The sequence below is a fragment of the Bacillus sp. 0102A genome (genome assembly GCF_036765155.1).
Taxonomy (GTDB): Bacteria; Bacillota; Bacilli; order Bacillales; family Bacillaceae; genus Bacillus; species Bacillus subtilis_G.
Window position 1 is genome coordinate 1 of sequence record NZ_JBAIZW010000011.1, and the last position, 16,590, is coordinate 16,590.

A 16,590-nucleotide genomic window follows, 5' to 3' on the forward strand; every position below is an offset into this window, starting at 1 on the left:
CACTGCCGCTTAACGAAGCAGCTTTATTAATATAACATTCAGCTTCTTTTAAGTCAATAACTTTTTTTAAAGCATTTAATGAAGCTTTTAATTGTTGTCAGCTGTTTATCAGCGACGAATAATAATATATCACGGATATTATCAAAAGGTCAACACCTAATTTAAGCTGTATAGAAAAGATACATTTTATGAGTTATATTCAATCGGCCATGCTCATAAGATGTAAAACAAGAACAATGGACAAGATAAGGAGGCATCATCAGTGAATCACTTCTATGTGTGGCACATTAAACGAGTAAAACAATTTATCATTATACTTATCGCCGCATTTGCAGCAGCCAGCTTTTTTTATATCCAAAGAGCTGTCCCGCTTCCCGTGTTTTCAACTGACACCGGACCTAAAGCCATTTATAAAGGAGAAACAGATTCGAAAGACGTTGCCCTTACTTTTGATATCAGCTGGGGTGATGAAAAAGCCGAACCTATACTTAATACTCTGAAGGCGAACGGGATTAAAAATGCGACGTTTTTTCTTTCCGCTTCTTGGGCTGAACGCCACCCCGACACAGTGGCGCGTATCGTGAAGGACGGCCATCAAATAGGGAGCATGGGCTACGCCTATAAAAACTATGCCAATTTAGAGAGCAGCGAAATAAAAAAGGACATTAACCGTGCGCAAACTGCCTTTGAAAAGTTAGGGATCAAAGGCATGCAGCTATTAAGACCCCCTACCGGACAATTCAACAAGAATGTTCTAACGGTCGCAAAGCAATACAACTATACGGTCGTTCATTACAGCATAAACTCTCAGGATTGGACGAATCCCGGAGTTGAAAAAATCATCGATAATGTGACCCAGCAAGTTTCCGGAGGAGACATTGTTCTTTTACACGCCTCCGATTCGGCAAAACAAACAGAAGAAGCGCTGCCCGATATCATCCATCAGCTGAGAGAAAAAGGATTAAAAAATGTAACCGTAGGTGATCTCATTGCAAATTCTGATGCCAAATCCTCAGAGATAAAGTAATTACTTCGCTGCAAACTTTGGCAGCATCAGCAATTGGAAAGCATTACACGCCATTAACGGAAAAAGCATTAAATAAAGCCAGTCCTCATCATTTACTCTTAACGCAGGGAACCATTCTAATGCAGTAATCACAACCATTAAAAACAATGATGACACAAACGTTTTCTTAGGGGACTGCTTTTGCTTTATATATGCTGTTACCACCCCAAAGATCAGTAAAAATACCGGTAACCACGCATAGCCAGTCAGCGATTCTCCGCTCTCTCCAAAAAATAAAAACCGCACGTACATTAAATCAAAAGCAACAAACAAGATGAAAAACAACTGAAGCAAATTCCACAAAGATGAGGATCTTAATATCTCAAGTGCAAACCGGTGAACTGTTAAAAAAACGAAAAACCCCATTTGGCTGATTACACTAAAAATCATGCCTACTCCAACAAACCAAAATAACACAGAGAAAATCTGCCCCGCTTCGAATTCTAGAAACAGCCCCTTATATCCTCCCCATTTTAAAGCAAAACCCACAATACCCGTGATAACCGCTCCGACAGCTAAATTAGAAAAGAAAAAACGAACCAAACCACGGCTTTTCATTTCTTTCATCCACCCCTCAAGAATCGCAAACCGCGATATTTTGTTATGTATAATTCTAAACAGATGAATCATATTAAAAGTAAGACAAGTATGTGAAAGGAGCTTAACCATGTCAAAAGCCAAAACGCTATTGATAAGCTGTTTTTTGTTATTATCTGTAACAGCTTGTGCTCCAAAAGACCAAGCAGCGGATATGGACTATGACCAGACTAAAAAAATGGTTGTTGATATATTAAAAACTGATGATGGAAAGAAAGCCATTAAGGAATTATTAAACGATGATGCGATGAATGAAGCGTTGGTGATTGACCAAGATGCGATTAAAGGAACGATAGAAAAAACACTCACCTCTAAAAAAGGAGAAGAATTTTGGAAAAACATCTTTGAAGACACTGATTTTGCCGAAGGTTTTGCGAAAACTCTTCAAAAAGAGCATGAAAAAGTGATAAAAAAACTGATGAAGGACCCAGATTATCAGAAGATGCTGATGGACGTTATGCAGGATCCAGGCATGAATAAAAAGTACAGCCAACTGGCAAAAAGCCAAGAATTCCGCAGTTACTTAGAAGAGGTTATTAACGAAACACTTTCTAGTCCGCTTTACAAAAAACAGTTCGAAGATGAACTGAAAAAAGCAGCAAAAGAAACCGCCAAAGAAAGTGAATAAAAGGAGAGCCGGGATATAGAATCCCGGTTCGCCTTTTTATACTTGCACTGACATTTTGTCAACTATTTTTTTTGCGATGTCCTGATATATTTCTCCTATAGGATGGCTTTTGTCATATACAGACGGAGCAAATTGATCCTTATCCCAATCAGGTTGTTTCAACGGGATTCTGCCAAGCAAAGGCACATTCAATTCCTCGGCTAGTTTATCTCCGCCGCCTTTTCCAAAGACGTATTCTCTTTCCCCTGTCTTTGCGCTTTCATAATAAGCCATGTTCTCTATAACACCAACAACTTCATGATCAGTTTTAATGGCCATAGAGCCTGCTCTAGCCGCTACAAAAGCAGCTGTAGGATGCGGCGTTGATACAATAATTTCTTTGCAGCTCGGAAGCATTGTATGTACATCGAGAGCAACGTCCCCTGTTCCAGGCGGAAGATCAAGAACAATATAGTCTACTTCTCCCCACTCTACTTCATGGAAAAAGTTGTTCAGCATTTTGCCAAGCATTGGCCCTCTCCAAACGACCGGCGCATTTTCTTCTACGAAGAAGCCCATTGACATCACCTTTACCCCAAAGCGTTCAACAGGAAGAAGTTTCTCTCCTTCAATAGTCGGACGCACAGTGATGCCCATCATATCCGGCACACTGAAGCCATAAATATCCGCATCAATTAAACCGACCTTTTTCCCTAGACGAGCCAGAGCAATAGCAAGATTTACTGACACAGTCGACTTGCCTACGCCGCCTTTTCCGCTTGCTACAGCAAGAAAGACTGGCGGATTATCCATATTTAATAATGTTTTTTTCTCAGCTGACGGCGCCCGGAACTTATCAACCGTTTCCTCAGGCAGCTCTTCAAATCGAAGGCCAACTGTCTCTGCACCTGCCCCTTTTAAGACGTTTACGATCTCTTGCTGAATCTGCATTTGTTCTGCGGTTCCGGTTTTTGCAAGAGCGACTTTTACACTGACATGCCGTTTTTCAGGCTTTATTTTAATTTCCTTAACGGCATCCAATTCTCCCAGAGGTCTTTGAAGAAAAGGTTCGCGCATTTCACCGACTAGTTTTCTTACTTCATCTTCTCTTATCATCGAACCTCACCCTTTTGTGTATTCGTTTTCAAGCAATATTATATCATACATAATTGGCAGGTGTCTTATGCTTAGAACCATAAGAAAACCCTCCTTTACTCTGGAGGGTCTCCTTTTTCTGTGTAATATCGCATAATGCCTTTATATATGGAAGATGCCACCTTGTCCTGATATTTCGATTTCCCGAGCAGCTTTGCTTCACTTGGATTGGATAAAAACCCGACTTCTATAAGCGCTCCCGGTTTGGTGACGTTTTGCATTAAGTAGACACCATGAATCCGCTTTGCTTTCCGGGTTGTGTTTTCCAGGTTGCTTCTCAATTCATCCTGAATGTATTTCGCGACTTTCTCATTTTCTGCGTATTTTCCGAAATAAAAGCTTTGGGCTCCGCTCCACTTTTGCGAAGGAATCGCATTGAGATGAATACTGATATAGAGTTCAGCCTCTGAATGGTTTATTAATTTGACCCGCTGTCTCAAGTCTTCCGCTTTTCGTCTGCTATAGCCCTTCGTTCCTTCCGGAGCGAGATCGGTATCACTTTCCCTGGTCATAATGACAAGCGCCCCTTGTTCCTGAAGGTAGTCCCTGACTCTAAAGGCCACTTCTAGGGTTACATCCTTCTCTAACAGCTTTCCGCCGACTGCTCCGCCGTCAGGGCCGCCATGACCTGGGTCCAGATAAATAATTTTCCCGCTCAAGGGCAGACTCCACGGCTCCCATGAATCGTTATTGCTGAACTGATACTTAAATAGAAATAGTAATACGATGAAGCCTAGCAAAAAACCGAGCCATTTAAGCTTTCTCCTCATCCCTTCCCCTCCCGCTTGTCCGTTACTACTATAACTATGGGACAGGGCCGGGAAATATGCTTATCGCATGCGAAGCTTACACTGTTTTTCTCTTTGGACAAACCCCTCTGTCCACCAGTCTTTAATGAACTTTCGTGCTGCTTCATAAACCGTATTTTTATCAAATGTTGCATATTGCTCGTGTATCCAATTATAGAGATAATCAAAAAACTCCATACGCAGCTCTTCTTCTTCGCTTGCTGAGCGGGCACTGATGCTCTGCATGGATTCTCCGTAATAGCCGAATATCCCAAAACGCCCGCCTAACAAATAAGCTTCTATCGCAAAATCAATACAGCCTTCGCTGATAATATCTCTTTCATCATCTAAAAACGGGAATAATGGTTCCAAACAGTCCTTAACAGACAGAATAATTTGCCTCAGAGAGAGTTCTTTGAGCAAGTTCTTTTCTAATTCATAATCCTTTTGGCGTTTCACATCCATAAAAGACAGTACCTCTGCCATACAAATTCACTCTCCTTTTACCGGTTATTTTGAGGTTTGGATGGTGAAACCATGCCCGAATTCGGTTGGAAATTCGCCCAAATGAAGGTGCAGAGACCGGTAAAAAGAAGGGGGTTTAGAAGCTTTCTACAGAGGGTAGAACAAATGTTCTTTCTATAGCATTATAAAAGCAGCCCCTCTAATAGGTTGCTGCTTTTCATACTTTCACACTTCTTGTTGCAGAATATGTATGAATATATTGGTCCAATACAAAGCCGCCTTTATCTTCATAAAAGCCAGTGACGATAAAACCGGCATCAATTTGGCCCTTGATTTGGTCTTCTAAGGAATGGCCGAATTCCAGAGCTTCTTTATTTTCAATCAGTTTTTTCACTTTATGTTTTGGAAGATCTTCTGGGTCGGCATATGGAATAGAGTGTTTTACTTTTAAAATACCTTGCTGTTCTAATTCTACATCAAACAGAAATACGACAGGATTGACAAAACCCGAGATTAGAGCGCCGTTTCTTTTCAGCACACGGTGGGCTTCCTTCCAGACCGGGAGGACATTCTCAACAAAAACATTAGCAACAGGATGTACAATGATATCAAATGATTCATCCTGAAATTGACTGAGATCGTCCATGCTTCCTTTGACAGGATGTATCGCGAGACAATCGCGCTCAGCAACCATTCTATCCTGCTCCAGCTGCTTTTCCGAGTTATCTAATACAGTGACATCCGCTCCTGCGGCTGCCAAAATCGGACCCTGCTGGCCGCCACCTGATGCTAAACAGAGAACTTTCAGCCCGTTGACAGGGGGAAACCAATCCCTCGGTACATCTTTCATTGGTGTCACTCTTATATCCCAATTTCCTTTTTTCGCTTGTTCGATGACATGCTGCTCGACAGCAACAGTCCATTCATTACCTGTTTCTACTTTTTGATCCCAAGCTTTGCTATTATGATCTACTAACGCATTCATGAATCGTTCTCCTTACTTTAATGTATAGAGTATAACAAATATTTCTAGATTGTTATCGCTTTCCCTTTGCATATTTAGAAAAAAGTTCATAGAAACGCAAAAAAACCACAAAGGAGATGTGATTTTTTTGGCTAATGATTATCATATCATTTTTTTGAATCATATAAATGGCAAAACACTTGGTGCTGCTCGGACATATTGCTTATCACTGGCATCTCTGTTTTGCATTGCTCCATGACAACTGGGCACCTCGTATGAAACGGACAGCCGGCCGGCGGATTTGAAGGACTAGGCAAATCACCTTTCAGCATAATACGTTCCTTTCTGCGATTCGGGTCTGGGATCGGGACAGCTGACAGCAGCGCTTTCGTATACGGATGCTTCGGATTCTGTATAATTGAATCGCGATCGCCAACTTCAACCAGTTTGCCAAGGTACATGACACCTATACGGTCGCTTATAAAATCAACAACACTTAAATCGTGTGCTATAAACAAGTAGGTTAAACTAAATTCCTTCTGCAAGTCTTTCATCAAGTTAAGTATCTGCGATTGGATCGATACATCGAGTGCGGAAACAGCTTCATCTGCAATGATCAGCTTCGGATTAACAGCGAGAGCCCGGGCGATTCCGATTCTTTGTCTTTGCCCGCCGCTGAATTCATGCGGAAAACGACTGCCGTGCTGACGGGACAGCCCCACCGTATCCAGAAGCTGATGCACTTTTCTTTCACGTTCAGAAGAAGTCATGAGTCCATGAACAATCAACGGTTCTTCAATAATTTCTTTCACTCTCATTCTGGGATTCAATGAGGCGTAAGGATCTTGAAATACCATTTGAAAATCTTTGCGCAAACTACGCACGTTTTTATCATTCATTTTTGTAATATCCTGTCCATTAAACAGAATACTGCCTTCTGTAGGCTCTAGCAGCTTCATTAACATCCGTCCGGTTGTCGACTTTCCGCATCCGCTCTCTCCGACCAGGCCGAAAGTTTCTCCGCGATTAATTGTAAATGATATATCATCAACCGCTCTCACGGGCTTTGATTTTTTAAAAAGTCCCGATGAATCCGCAAAGATTTTTTTCAAGTGTTTCACTTCAACTAAAGGTTCATGAATCATATACTTGCTCCTCCTTTCGCTCATTTTCATTCAGCCAGCATCGGCTTGTTCTTCCTTCCCCCACGTTTAGCAGAGGCGGTTCTTTTTTCAGGCATTTATCAAAGACAAACGGACAGCGTGATGCAAACTTGCATCCAGCCGGCCAATCCTCTGCCATCGGAACATTGCCTTGGATAGAATGCAAACGTTCCTGTCGCTTTCCGATTCGAGGGATGGATTCCAGCAGCCCTTTTGTATACGGATGCTTCGGATCATCAAACAGATCATAAACCGAGCCTTGTTCTATCATTCTTCCTGCATACATTACAGCCACTCGATCACACGTTTCAGCGATGACGCCAAGATCATGTGTGATCAACAATATCGATGTGCCGTGTTTCTCCTGCATATCTTTCATGACATCTAGTATTTGGGCTTGAATCGTCACATCAAGTGCTGTCGTAGGTTCATCTGCGATTAATAATTTAGGCGAACAAGACATGGCCATGGCGATCATGACGCGCTGTCTCATTCCTCCGGACAACTGGTGAGGGTATTGTTGTAAAATTTCATCAGCCCTTGAAATACCGACTTGGGTCAGCATTGAAACTGCATGTTCATCCGCTTTCTTTCGTGAATATTTGAGATGCTTTTTAATCGCCTCTCTTAGCTGATTCCCTATCGTTAGAACAGGATTCAATGAAGTCATCGGCTCTTGGAATATCATGGCGATCTCTTTTCCCCGCAGTTCCCGCACTTCTTTTTCTGAAAGATCTAATAGGTCTTTGCCGTCAAAATGAATTGATCCGCCGACTATCTTTCCCGGAGTGTCTTTTAACAGTTTCATAATGGATAAAGAGGTGACGCTTTTTCCGCTCCCGGACTCACCGACAATACCCAGAATTTCACCTTCGTTTATCGTAAAATCAACTCCGTCAACTGCAGGAATTTCTTTACCGTTTACAAAAAAACTCGTCCGTAGCTGATTGACGCTTAATATCGGTTTCATTCATTTACCTCCTAATCCTTTATCTTAGGATCAAGTGCATCCCGGAGTCCGTCACCAAGCAAATTAAAAGCTAAAACGGTGAGAAATATTGCAAGTCCCGGAAAAATCGTCACATGCGGAGCTGTGTTTAAGTAGTTATGCCCATCACTCAGCATAGCGCCCCATTCAGGAGTAGAGGGATCTGCTCCTAATCCTAAAAAGCTAAGTCCTGCCGCTATTAAAATAGCAGAACCGATTCTCATCGTGAAATACACGATAATCGTTGAGAACGTCCCCGGCAAAACGTGTTTAAGAATAATGCGTGTATCTTTAGCACCTGTTGATTTTGCCGCTTCCACGTACAGGCTTGATTTCATCTCCAGCACACTGCTTCGAACAATCCGCGCAAATACAGGCACGCTGAATATAGCAACTGCAAAGACTACATTCATCAAACCTGTTCCAAGTATTGCGATAATACCGATTGCCAGCAGCATTCCCGGAAAAGCTAATAAAATATCGCAGAATCGCATAATCAAACTATCAATCCACTTACCAAAATAGCCACTTATAATGCCAAGTGCACTCCCGGCTAAAGCTCCCAAAAAAACAGAAGACAAACCAACAGATAAGGAAATTCTCGCTCCAACTAATATCCTGCTGAAGATATCCCTTCCGTATGCATCGGTTCCCGCCAAATGAGCTGCTGAAGGCTTTAAAAATAATTGGCCGTAATCGACTTTTGCAGGGTCATATGGCACAAAATACTGGCCGAATAATGCGACAATAAATAATAGCAAAAGAAATACAGCGGATATCAGCGATACTTTTTGCTTCTTAAAAGAAACCCAAAAATCATGGAACCTGCTGCTTTTTGCCGGCTTCTCAACATGTTTTATCTCCATTTGATATCCTCCTTCCTATGATCCGTAGCGTACTTTCGGGTTCAGCCAGCCATATAACAAATCAACAATTAAATTAATGAGTAGAAATTCAAAAGAAAATAATAAAAGTTCAGCTTGTATAACCGGGTAATCCCTTGACACAATTGAATTAATTAACAGACGGCCCAATCCGGGCCAGCTGAATAACGTTTCTGTAATGATTGATCCGCTAAGCATAAATCCGAACTGTAATCCAGTCATCGTGACAACCGGAATCATTGCATTTCTGAAGGCATGCTTCATGAGAACTGTATATTCATGCAGGCCTTTAGCTCTGCTCGTCCGGATATAATCATTCTTTAACACATCCATGACTGCTGATCTTGTAAAGCGGGCAATGATAGCTGCAACTCCTGCTCCTAGCGTAATAGAAGGAAGAATATAATGTTTCCAAGAGTCTATTCCGCCTGTAGGAAGCCAGCCTAATTGAACGGAAAACAACTGCATGAGCATAAGCCCCAGCCAGAAAGAAGGAATAGATATCGCTGAAACGGCAAAAACCATTGTAATATGATCCTGCCACTTGTTTCTTTTGACAGCTGAAATCAATCCGATTGGAATTCCGAATAGCAGGGACCAAAACATGCTCACAACTGTCAGCCAAAATGTCGGCATAAACCGCTCAGACAACATCTCTGCCACAGGTCTTCCCGCCTGAATAGACGTTCCTAAATCTCCTTGAAAGAGATTGGACATATATGAGATGTATTGTTGATATAAAGGCTGATCTAAGCCATATTTCTCTCTTACTAATTTGATTTCATCAATTGTTGCATCACTGCCTGCGATTAACCGGGCAGGATCTCCGGGAATCATATGTACAAACATAAAGACAATGACAGTAATAATGAACAAGAGAGGAATCATCAGCAATAAACGTTTGATTGAATACTTTATCATTAGGCGCCCTCCTTGACTTCAATAAAAGGAGGCTGACCCACATGAGTCTGCCTCCGGAACACGCTGAATGGGCGTCACCCAAGCTTCAGCATTATTTTTTTTCAGCCCCGCGGACATCCATCACACCTGATGGCTGCATCACCACTCCGTCGACACTGTCTTTTTTCGCATAAATTAAATCTGGTACAGCAAGGAAAACCCACGGAGCATCTTCCCATATCTGCTGCTGCGCCTTTCCATATAATTCTTTGCGTTTCGCCGTGTCGGAAGTTTGTAACGCTTGGTTCAGATAGCTGTTTACAGTACCACTTTGATAGTAGGACGTGTTATAAGAATTCGGCGGGAATGCTTCCTCTCCGCCAAAGACAGGGCGAAGACCCCAATCGGCATCGCCGGTAGACGGAGACCATCCGCCATTATAAAGCTCCAGATCAGCATCTTTCGCGTTTGTAACACCCCAGATTTTATCCCCGATAGTACCGCTTTCCATAGGAACTGTTTTTAATGTAATTCCTACTTTATCAAGCTGCTGTTTATAGAATTCCATCATTTTAACCTTATCAGAGCTGTTTCCGCCCCAGATTGTTGCCTCAAACCCATTTGGATAACCCGCTTCTTTTAAAAGCTGTTTCGCTTTTTTGATGTTATATTCGTATGGTGTTTGTCCAGCGTAAAACTGTGTATCAGGTGCAATAGATGATTTCGCTTCAGAAGCATATCCGTTATATACAACTTTCAGGAAAGCTTCTTTATCAATTGCATAGTTAATAGCCTGGCGGACTTTCACATCATTAAAAGGCTTTTTCATAGTATTCATTGAAAAATACTTCACAATTAAAGACGGCTTTGTAACCAGTGACAGGCCGTCGGTGTTCTCAATTGTTTTTGAATCAGTCGGAGGAACGGGATAGATGAAATCCGCTTCTCCCGTTTGAAGCATCGCAATTCGTGCTCCATTTTCAGGAACAGGCTTAAAGACAATGTTATGTACCTTTGGAAGGTCCTTGTTCCAATAATTTTTATTGACAGTTAATTTAAGATATTCGCCGTGCTGCCATTTTTCAAATGTAAACGGTCCTGTTCCGACCGGGTGCTGTGATACTTTGTCACCATATTTTTTTATCGCATCAGGACTAATCATCATAGCTGCCGGATGAGCAAAGTTGTTGATCATTGCCGCAAATGGCTTGCTTAAAGTGACACGCACTGTATCACCATCTATTACTTTCGTTTCTTTTACTAACTCAAATAAACTATGTCGTTTTAACTTGGATTCAGGATCGGCAAGACGGTCAATGTTCGTTTTCACCGCTTCGGCATTAAAGTCCGTTCCGTCTTGGAACTTGATTCCTTTCTTGAGCTTGAACGTAAACTCAGTCGAATCTTTGTTTATCTCATAGCTTTTGGATAGGACAGGAACGACTTTGTTATCCTTATCAAAGCCTAAAAGTCCCTCCATAATAGCTGATTCAGCTGTATAGGATGCATTATCGTTTGTATCATGAGGATCAAGCGTTGTCACATCACTTTCTAAAGCAACCGTGAATGTATCACTTGATGAACCCTTACTCTCTGAAGCTTTATCATTTTTATCGTTGTTACCGCACGCCGCTAAGAAAATACTGGTAATAAGCACAAATGACAAGCTGAATATAAACCGCTTTTTCACTTTAAACCCCCCCCATATAAAATTGTTAAAATTTAAACTAATTGAACAATAGTGTATACTACAAGAGAAGCGTCATATTGTCAATAATGCTGATAAGTTTAATAAGCTTTATGGCAGTCTGCAGTATAGTCAGTTGGAAGGAATGAGTATAGATGAAACCTGTTATCGGCATATCAGGGAGTATCATCATTGATCAAGGCGGGCGTTTCCCAGGTTATAAGCGCGCCTATGTGAATGATACATACGTTCAATCTGTTTTAGATGCGGGAGGCGTCCCTTTTATCGTGCCTGTTATAAATGATGAAGAAACAATCGATCAGATGATACAGCAAATAGGTGGGCTTGTGATGTCAGGAGGGCATGATGTTAACCCCCTCCTTTACGGTGAGGAGCCTCTTGCTAAGCAAGGTTCCGTTTTTCCCGAGCGAGATGAATTTGATCAATTACTAATAAAAAAAGCCATTGCTGCCGGCAAACCCGTATTTGCCATTTGCAGAGGATTGCAAATTTTGAATGTCGCGTATGGCGGCTCTATTTACCAAGATCTATCTTATATTAAGAATGCATCTATTAAACATGATCAGTACAATAATACCAAGGTTCCCACTCATACCATTGACATTGAAACGGGTACGCACCTTCATTCTATATTTGGAGATACAGCGCTGGTCAATTCGTTCCATCATCAAGCGATTAAAGATGTGGCTCCCGGGTTCCTTATATCTGCACGGGCACGGGATGAAGTCATTGAAGCAATCGAAATGGAGAGCAGCACATTTGTGCTTGGGGTTCAGTGGCATCCGGAAATGTTGACAAAAGGATATCCGCTCATGCTGATGCTATTCGAAACTTTAGTGGAGAAAGCCAATCAGCAAAAAGCGGCCGTTTTATAAAGCAAAAAGCAGAAGCACTCATACAGGCTTCTGCTTTTTTATAAGGATATAAAAAAGCCCCCAACCCAAGGTTGAGAGCTTCGAAAACGTAAAATTAACGTTTTGAGAACTGAGGTGCACGACGAGCGCCTTTAAGACCGTATTTTTTACGTTCTTTCATACGAGCGTCACGAGTCAGAAGACCAGCGCGTTTAAGTGTTGCACGGTATTCTGGATCTGCTTCAAGCAAAGCACGAGCGATACCATGACGGATTGCTCCAGCTTGACCAGATAAGCCGCCTCCATGTACGTTTACTAAAACATCATAAGTACCAGCTGTTTCAGTCAAAGTTAATGGTTGTTTGATATCTTCGATTAGAGCTGGAGATGGGATGTGCTCGCTGATTTCACGATTATTAACGACGATACGACCTTCTCCTGGAACTAAGCGCACACGCGCTACAGAGCTTTTACGACGGCCAGTACCGTAATATTGAACCTGTGCCAAATTGGTAACCTCCTTTTTAATTAACCGCGAAGTTCGTAAACTTCAGGTTTTTGTGCTTCATGTGGATGCTCAGAACCACGGTATACGTTCAATTTTTTGAACATTTGACGACCTAGAGAACCTTTTGGAAGCATGCCTTTGATAGCAAGCTCAAGCATTTTCTCAGGGTAGTTTGTACGCATTTCAAGAGCAGTTCTTGATTTTAATCCGCCTGGATGTTGAGTGTGACGGTAGTAGATTTTGTCAGTTAACTTTTTACCAGTTAACTCGATTTTTTCCGCGTTGATGATGATCACATGATCTCCAGTATCAACGTGCGGTGTGTAAGTCGGTTTGTGTTTTCCGCGAAGGATAGATGCAACTTCTGTAGAAAGACGTCCTAGAGTCTTGCCAGCAGCATCAACAACTAACCACTTGCGTTCAATAGTACTTGCGTTAGCCATAGGTGTTGTACGCATTGAATTTCCCTCCTAAATGATCTGTCATTTTCAATAAACTTCGATTACGTTCTATTTCACAACACAATAAGTTCCGGGGCTTATCGTGGGGTTGAAATACATACCATATGATATCTTATAACTTTATGCAGACTCTGTCAAGAAAATATTACACACCTGGTTTAGTTGTCATAGAAAACGTTCCATAAATATAGCCCGTGCCCCGGCGCTGTGCGCCCTGCCGCTTCGCGATCCTTCGCTTCCAGCATGGATTTCACATCATTGGGAGAAATTTTGCCAATACCTGCATCAAGCAAAGTACCCGCAATAATTCTGACCATATTATATAAGAAACCGCTGCCTGTGATCCGCATTTGCAGGCCGTCATCTGTCTCAGTCCAATCAAGTTCGTAAATCGTTCTTACCTTGTCCTGCACTTCTGTTTTAACCGCGCAAAAGCTCGTAAAATCATGCGTCCCTAAAAGATGCTTTGCCGCTTCTCTCATGTTCTGCACATTAAGGTGATATGAAAAATGGTAAGCGTAATGCCGTTTAAATACGTCCGGGTGTTTATCCGTGTATACAAAGTAGCGATATTCTTTTTTCACTGCGCTAAATCGTGCATGGAACCCATCATCCGCAATTTCTGCCTGTTTGACTGCGATATCGTCCGGAAGCAGTGCATTTAAGGCATACGGCCATCTCTCTGCCGGGATAGACAGCGGTGTATCAAAATGAATCACCTGTCCGGCTGCGTGAACCCCGCTGTCTGTTCTTCCTGACGATACGACCGGAATTCTTTCTTTCGACTTATGCAGGACAGCTAAAGCCTTCTCCAGTTCACTCTGAACCGTTCGTTTGCCCGGCTGAACCTGATAACCGTTAAACAAATGTCCGTCATAAGAAATCGTGCATTTCAGTCTCATACCAGCACCTCTAAGCTCTTAAGAAAAATAACAAAGCAGCCAATACCATCAAGCTGACAATGACAGAAGTATCTTTTCCTGTCCATACAAGCTTTCTATATTTCGTACGTCCCTCTCCGCTTTGATAGCCTCTTGCTTCCATTGCCACCGCAAGCTCCTCGGCACGTTTGAATGCACTGACGAAGAGAGGGACAAGAAGCGGGACAATAGCCTTTACTCTGTCTTTGACAGGGCCGCTTGTAAAATCAACGCCTCGCGCCATCTGAGCCTTCATGATCTTATCTGTCTCCTCCATCAAGGTCGGGATAAACCGCAAAGAAATTGACATCATAAGAGCCAGCTCGTGCACAGGAAGCTTTACTTTTTTTAATGGATTCAGCAGCTGTTCCATTCCATCGGTAATCTCAATCGGAGTAGTCGTTAGTGTTAATAAGGTTGTGATTAAAATCAGATAGACGAATCTTAGAGAAATGAATATCCCTTGAACCAAACCGCCCTCATAGACTTTGAAAACGCCTATTTGAAAGATAATCGGTCCTTCGTGTGTCATTAAAATGTGAAGAAGGAACGTGAAAAGGACAATCCAGATAATAGGCTTCAACCCTTTCATTAAAAAAGAGAAAGGAACTCTTGTTAAAGAAACGACGCCCACTGTAAATAATCCAAGCAGTGCATATGTCTGTACATTATTGGCTAAGAATACGATACAAACAAATAAAAAGATCGTGATGAGCTTTGTTCTGGGGTCAAGCCGGTGCACAAGTGAAGAGCCCGGTACATACTTGCCGATAATCATGCTGTCCATCATAAGGTTTTCTCCCCATGAAAGAGAGTACGGATTTCAGCAGCGGCATCTTCAATCGTGAGCATAGGCTCTTTAAATTTGACGCCAAGTGCAGCTTCCAGCTGTCTTTGGAATTTGATCGTTTCCGGAAGATCCAGCCCCCAGCCAGCCATCTCTTCACCTTTTAAAAACAGATCACGCGGACTGCCTGAAGCTTGTATCGTTCCTTTATGCATGACAATCATTTCATCAGCGTATGCAGCGGCATCCTCCATGCTGTGAGTCACAAGGATCGTCGTCAGGTTTCCCCGTTGATGAAGCTCATAAAACATGTCCATTATCTCTTTTCGACCTCTTGGATCCAATCCAGCAGTCGGTTCATCCAAAACAAGCACTTCAGGATCCATTGCAAGTACGCCGGCAATTGCAACTCTGCGCATTTGTCCCCCGCTTAATTCAAAAGGCGATCTGTCCAGAAGCTCTTCTGCTAAACCTACAAGCTTCAGCATCTCTCTCGCTCTTTGTTCAGCAGCCTCTTTTTTCACACCAAAATTCATTGGTCCGAACGAAATATCTTTGAGAACTGTTTCTTCGAATAATTGATGTTCAGGAAATTGGAAAACGATTCCGACTTTTTTGCGAAGGGCTTTCAGCTCTTTATTCTTTTTCCCTGCCTGAATGACAGTGCTGTCTAGTGATATCTGTCCCTTCGTCGGCTTCAGAAGACCATTCAGGTGCTGAAGAAGAGTGGACTTGCCAGAGCCTGTATGCCCGATAACGGCTACGTAGCTTCCTTCTTTAATCGATGCATTGATGTCATACAGTGCAAGGCGCTCAAACGGCGTCTTCATCTGATAGCGATGCTCTACATCTTTGATTGTAATGTCCATAGCTCTTTCACCAGCCCTTCCTGAGTCAAATGATTTTCTTCCAGTGCCAGTCCATTTTCACGTAATAGCTGGCTAAGCTGGAATGAGAAGGGTAAATCAAGCCCGATTCGAACAAGTTCCTTATTCAATTTAAAAATCTCTTCAGGCGTCCCTTCGGCATGTTTCTTACCGCCATTCATGACAATGATTCGATCTGCTTTTGCCGCCTCATTCAAATCATGTGTGATGGAAATGACAGTTGCCATGCCCTGTTCCTTTAAGTGTCTTACCGTTTCAAGCACTTCTTCTCGCCCAATCGGGTCAAGCATAGATGTTGCTTCATCTAAGATAATAATATCAGGACGTGCGGCAATAACTCCCGCAATCGCAACTCTCTGCTTTTGGCCTCCGGAGAGATGGTGCGGCTCTTGATCGAGAAAATCTTGCATATTCACCTGTTTTACTGCCCAGTCTACTCTCTCAATCATTTCTTCCCGCGGTACACCATTGTTTTCTAAACCAAAAGCCACATCATCGCGAACTGTCGTTCCGACAAATTGGTTATCCGGATTTTGAAAGACCATACCAATCTTCTTACGCACTTCCCAAACCGATTCCTCTGTCAATTGAATCCCGGCAACCTTGATATCACCTGATTCAGGAAGGATTAAACCATTCAAAGTCCGGGCCAGTGTTGATTTTCCTGAACCGTTATGACCTACAATAGCAAGCCATTCACCCTCATACACCTGCAGGGAGACGCCGTCTAGTGCCCGCCTTTCTGCGTCTTTCCGATATCGAAATACGATATCCTCTACCGATATCAACTGATTTTGATTCATGGAAAACCGGCCTCCTCTCAGCTAACGCTCTGCTATTCTCTCTATATAAAAAGTTGCAGTATCTAAAAAAAGGGCATAGATCCAG

At 42.4% G+C, this 16,590-nt stretch carries 19 protein-coding genes; 3 read left to right on the forward strand and 16 right to left on the reverse strand.

The window, feature by feature from the left end; all coding sequences use genetic code 11:
• Nucleotides 1–262 precede the first annotated feature (262 nt).
• Entirely contained in the window at nucleotides 263–1,027 is a 765-nt protein-coding gene (gene pdaB, locus V6D41_RS20005) for a polysaccharide deacetylase family sporulation protein PdaB (protein WP_333519444.1), read from the forward strand.
• On the opposite strand, the gene kbaA is transcribed toward pdaB, so the two are convergent.
• Entirely contained in the window at nucleotides 1,028–1,624 is a 597-nt protein-coding gene (gene kbaA / locus V6D41_RS20010) for a KinB-signaling pathway activation protein (protein WP_202329135.1), read from the reverse strand.
• 109 nt (nucleotides 1,625–1,733) lie between these two features.
• On the opposite strand from kbaA, the gene gerD reads away from it, so the two are divergent.
• Nucleotides 1,734–2,291: a spore germination lipoprotein GerD gene (gerD, locus tag V6D41_RS20015; protein WP_087991713.1), complete on the forward strand. Its 558-nt coding sequence runs from the start codon at nucleotides 1,734–1,736 to the stop codon at nucleotides 2,289–2,291.
• 36 nt (nucleotides 2,292–2,327) lie between these two features.
• On the opposite strand, the gene salA is transcribed toward gerD, so the two are convergent.
• The 9 genes from salA to V6D41_RS20060 all read right to left on the reverse strand — a co-directional run bounded on the left by salA (nucleotide 2,328) and on the right by V6D41_RS20060 (nucleotide 11,267).
• Nucleotides 2,328–3,386: an iron-sulfur carrier protein/transcriptional regulator SalA gene (gene salA, locus V6D41_RS20020; RefSeq protein ID WP_333519445.1), complete on the reverse strand. Its 1,059-nt coding sequence runs from the start codon at nucleotides 3,384–3,386 to the stop codon at nucleotides 2,328–2,330.
• Nucleotides 3,387–3,481: 95 nt separating this feature from the next.
• Nucleotides 3,482–4,195 (reverse strand): N-acetylmuramoyl-L-alanine amidase CwlD, encoded by a 714-nt coding sequence (gene cwlD / locus V6D41_RS20025; RefSeq protein ID WP_087991711.1) that lies wholly within the window; start codon nucleotides 4,193–4,195, stop codon nucleotides 3,482–3,484.
• A gap of 60 nt (nucleotides 4,196–4,255) precedes the next feature.
• Nucleotides 4,256–4,699 (reverse strand): YbaK family protein, encoded by a 444-nt coding sequence (locus V6D41_RS20030; RefSeq protein WP_087991710.1) that lies wholly within the window; start codon nucleotides 4,697–4,699, stop codon nucleotides 4,256–4,258.
• Between the two features lie 196 nt (nucleotides 4,700–4,895).
• On the reverse strand, nucleotides 4,896–5,663 hold the full coding sequence (locus V6D41_RS20035) for a class I SAM-dependent methyltransferase (RefSeq protein WP_333519446.1): 768 nt from the start codon (nucleotides 5,661–5,663) through the stop codon (nucleotides 4,896–4,898).
• Between the two features lie 146 nt (nucleotides 5,664–5,809).
• Nucleotides 5,810–6,787, reverse strand: a complete 978-nt coding sequence (locus tag V6D41_RS20040; RefSeq protein WP_333519447.1) for an ABC transporter ATP-binding protein — start codon at nucleotides 6,785–6,787, stop codon at nucleotides 5,810–5,812.
• Nucleotides 6,777–7,775 carry an ABC transporter ATP-binding protein gene (locus tag V6D41_RS20045; RefSeq protein ID WP_333519448.1) on the reverse strand — a complete coding sequence of 333 codons (999 nt, stop codon included), beginning with the start codon at nucleotides 7,773–7,775 and terminating at the stop codon, nucleotides 6,777–6,779. The genes V6D41_RS20040 and V6D41_RS20045 overlap by 11 nt, the downstream gene beginning before the upstream one ends.
• 11 nt (nucleotides 7,776–7,786) lie before the next feature.
• Entirely contained in the window at nucleotides 7,787–8,659 is an 873-nt protein-coding gene (locus V6D41_RS20050; protein WP_333519449.1) for an ABC transporter permease subunit, read from the reverse strand.
• A gap of 15 nt (nucleotides 8,660–8,674) precedes the next feature.
• Nucleotides 8,675–9,598, reverse strand: coding sequence for a glutathione ABC transporter permease GsiC (gene gsiC / locus V6D41_RS20055; protein WP_333519450.1), 924 nt, complete (start codon nucleotides 9,596–9,598; stop codon nucleotides 8,675–8,677).
• 91 nt (nucleotides 9,599–9,689) lie between these two features.
• Nucleotides 9,690–11,267 (reverse strand): glutathione ABC transporter substrate-binding protein, encoded by a 1,578-nt coding sequence (locus tag V6D41_RS20060; RefSeq protein ID WP_333519451.1) that lies wholly within the window; start codon nucleotides 11,265–11,267, stop codon nucleotides 9,690–9,692.
• A 152-nt stretch (nucleotides 11,268–11,419) separates the two neighbouring features.
• On the opposite strand from V6D41_RS20060, the gene V6D41_RS20065 reads away from it, so the two are divergent.
• Nucleotides 11,420–12,160 (forward strand): gamma-glutamyl-gamma-aminobutyrate hydrolase family protein, encoded by a 741-nt coding sequence (locus tag V6D41_RS20065; RefSeq protein WP_333519452.1) that lies wholly within the window; start codon nucleotides 11,420–11,422, stop codon nucleotides 12,158–12,160.
• A gap of 94 nt (nucleotides 12,161–12,254) precedes the next feature.
• Here the strand turns inward: V6D41_RS20065 and rpsI are convergent, their stop codons facing one another.
• From rpsI to V6D41_RS20095, 6 genes are all read right to left on the reverse strand, one after another.
• A complete protein-coding gene (rpsI, locus tag V6D41_RS20070; protein ID WP_003225846.1) occupies nucleotides 12,255–12,647 on the reverse strand; it encodes a 30S ribosomal protein S9 in 393 nt (130 codons plus the stop codon).
• Between the two features lie 20 nt (nucleotides 12,648–12,667).
• Nucleotides 12,668–13,105 carry a 50S ribosomal protein L13 gene (gene rplM / locus V6D41_RS20075; RefSeq protein WP_003225844.1) on the reverse strand — a complete coding sequence of 146 codons (438 nt, stop codon included), beginning with the start codon at nucleotides 13,103–13,105 and terminating at the stop codon, nucleotides 12,668–12,670.
• Nucleotides 13,106–13,266: 161 nt separating this feature from the next.
• Complete coding sequence (gene truA / locus V6D41_RS20080; protein ID WP_333519453.1) at nucleotides 13,267–14,010, reverse strand: tRNA pseudouridine(38-40) synthase TruA; 744 nt, start codon at nucleotides 14,008–14,010, stop codon at nucleotides 13,267–13,269.
• Between the two features lie 10 nt (nucleotides 14,011–14,020).
• Complete coding sequence (locus tag V6D41_RS20085; protein WP_333519454.1) at nucleotides 14,021–14,818, reverse strand: energy-coupling factor transporter transmembrane component T family protein; 798 nt, start codon at nucleotides 14,816–14,818, stop codon at nucleotides 14,021–14,023.
• A complete protein-coding gene (locus tag V6D41_RS20090; protein WP_148964426.1) occupies nucleotides 14,815–15,684 on the reverse strand; it encodes an energy-coupling factor ABC transporter ATP-binding protein in 870 nt (289 codons plus the stop codon). Before V6D41_RS20090 ends, V6D41_RS20085 begins: the two co-directional genes overlap by 4 nt.
• Nucleotides 15,660–16,505 (reverse strand): energy-coupling factor ABC transporter ATP-binding protein, encoded by an 846-nt coding sequence (locus V6D41_RS20095; RefSeq protein WP_148964427.1) that lies wholly within the window; start codon nucleotides 16,503–16,505, stop codon nucleotides 15,660–15,662. The genes V6D41_RS20090 and V6D41_RS20095 overlap by 25 nt, the downstream gene beginning before the upstream one ends.
• Nucleotides 16,506–16,590: the final 85 nt, after the last annotated feature.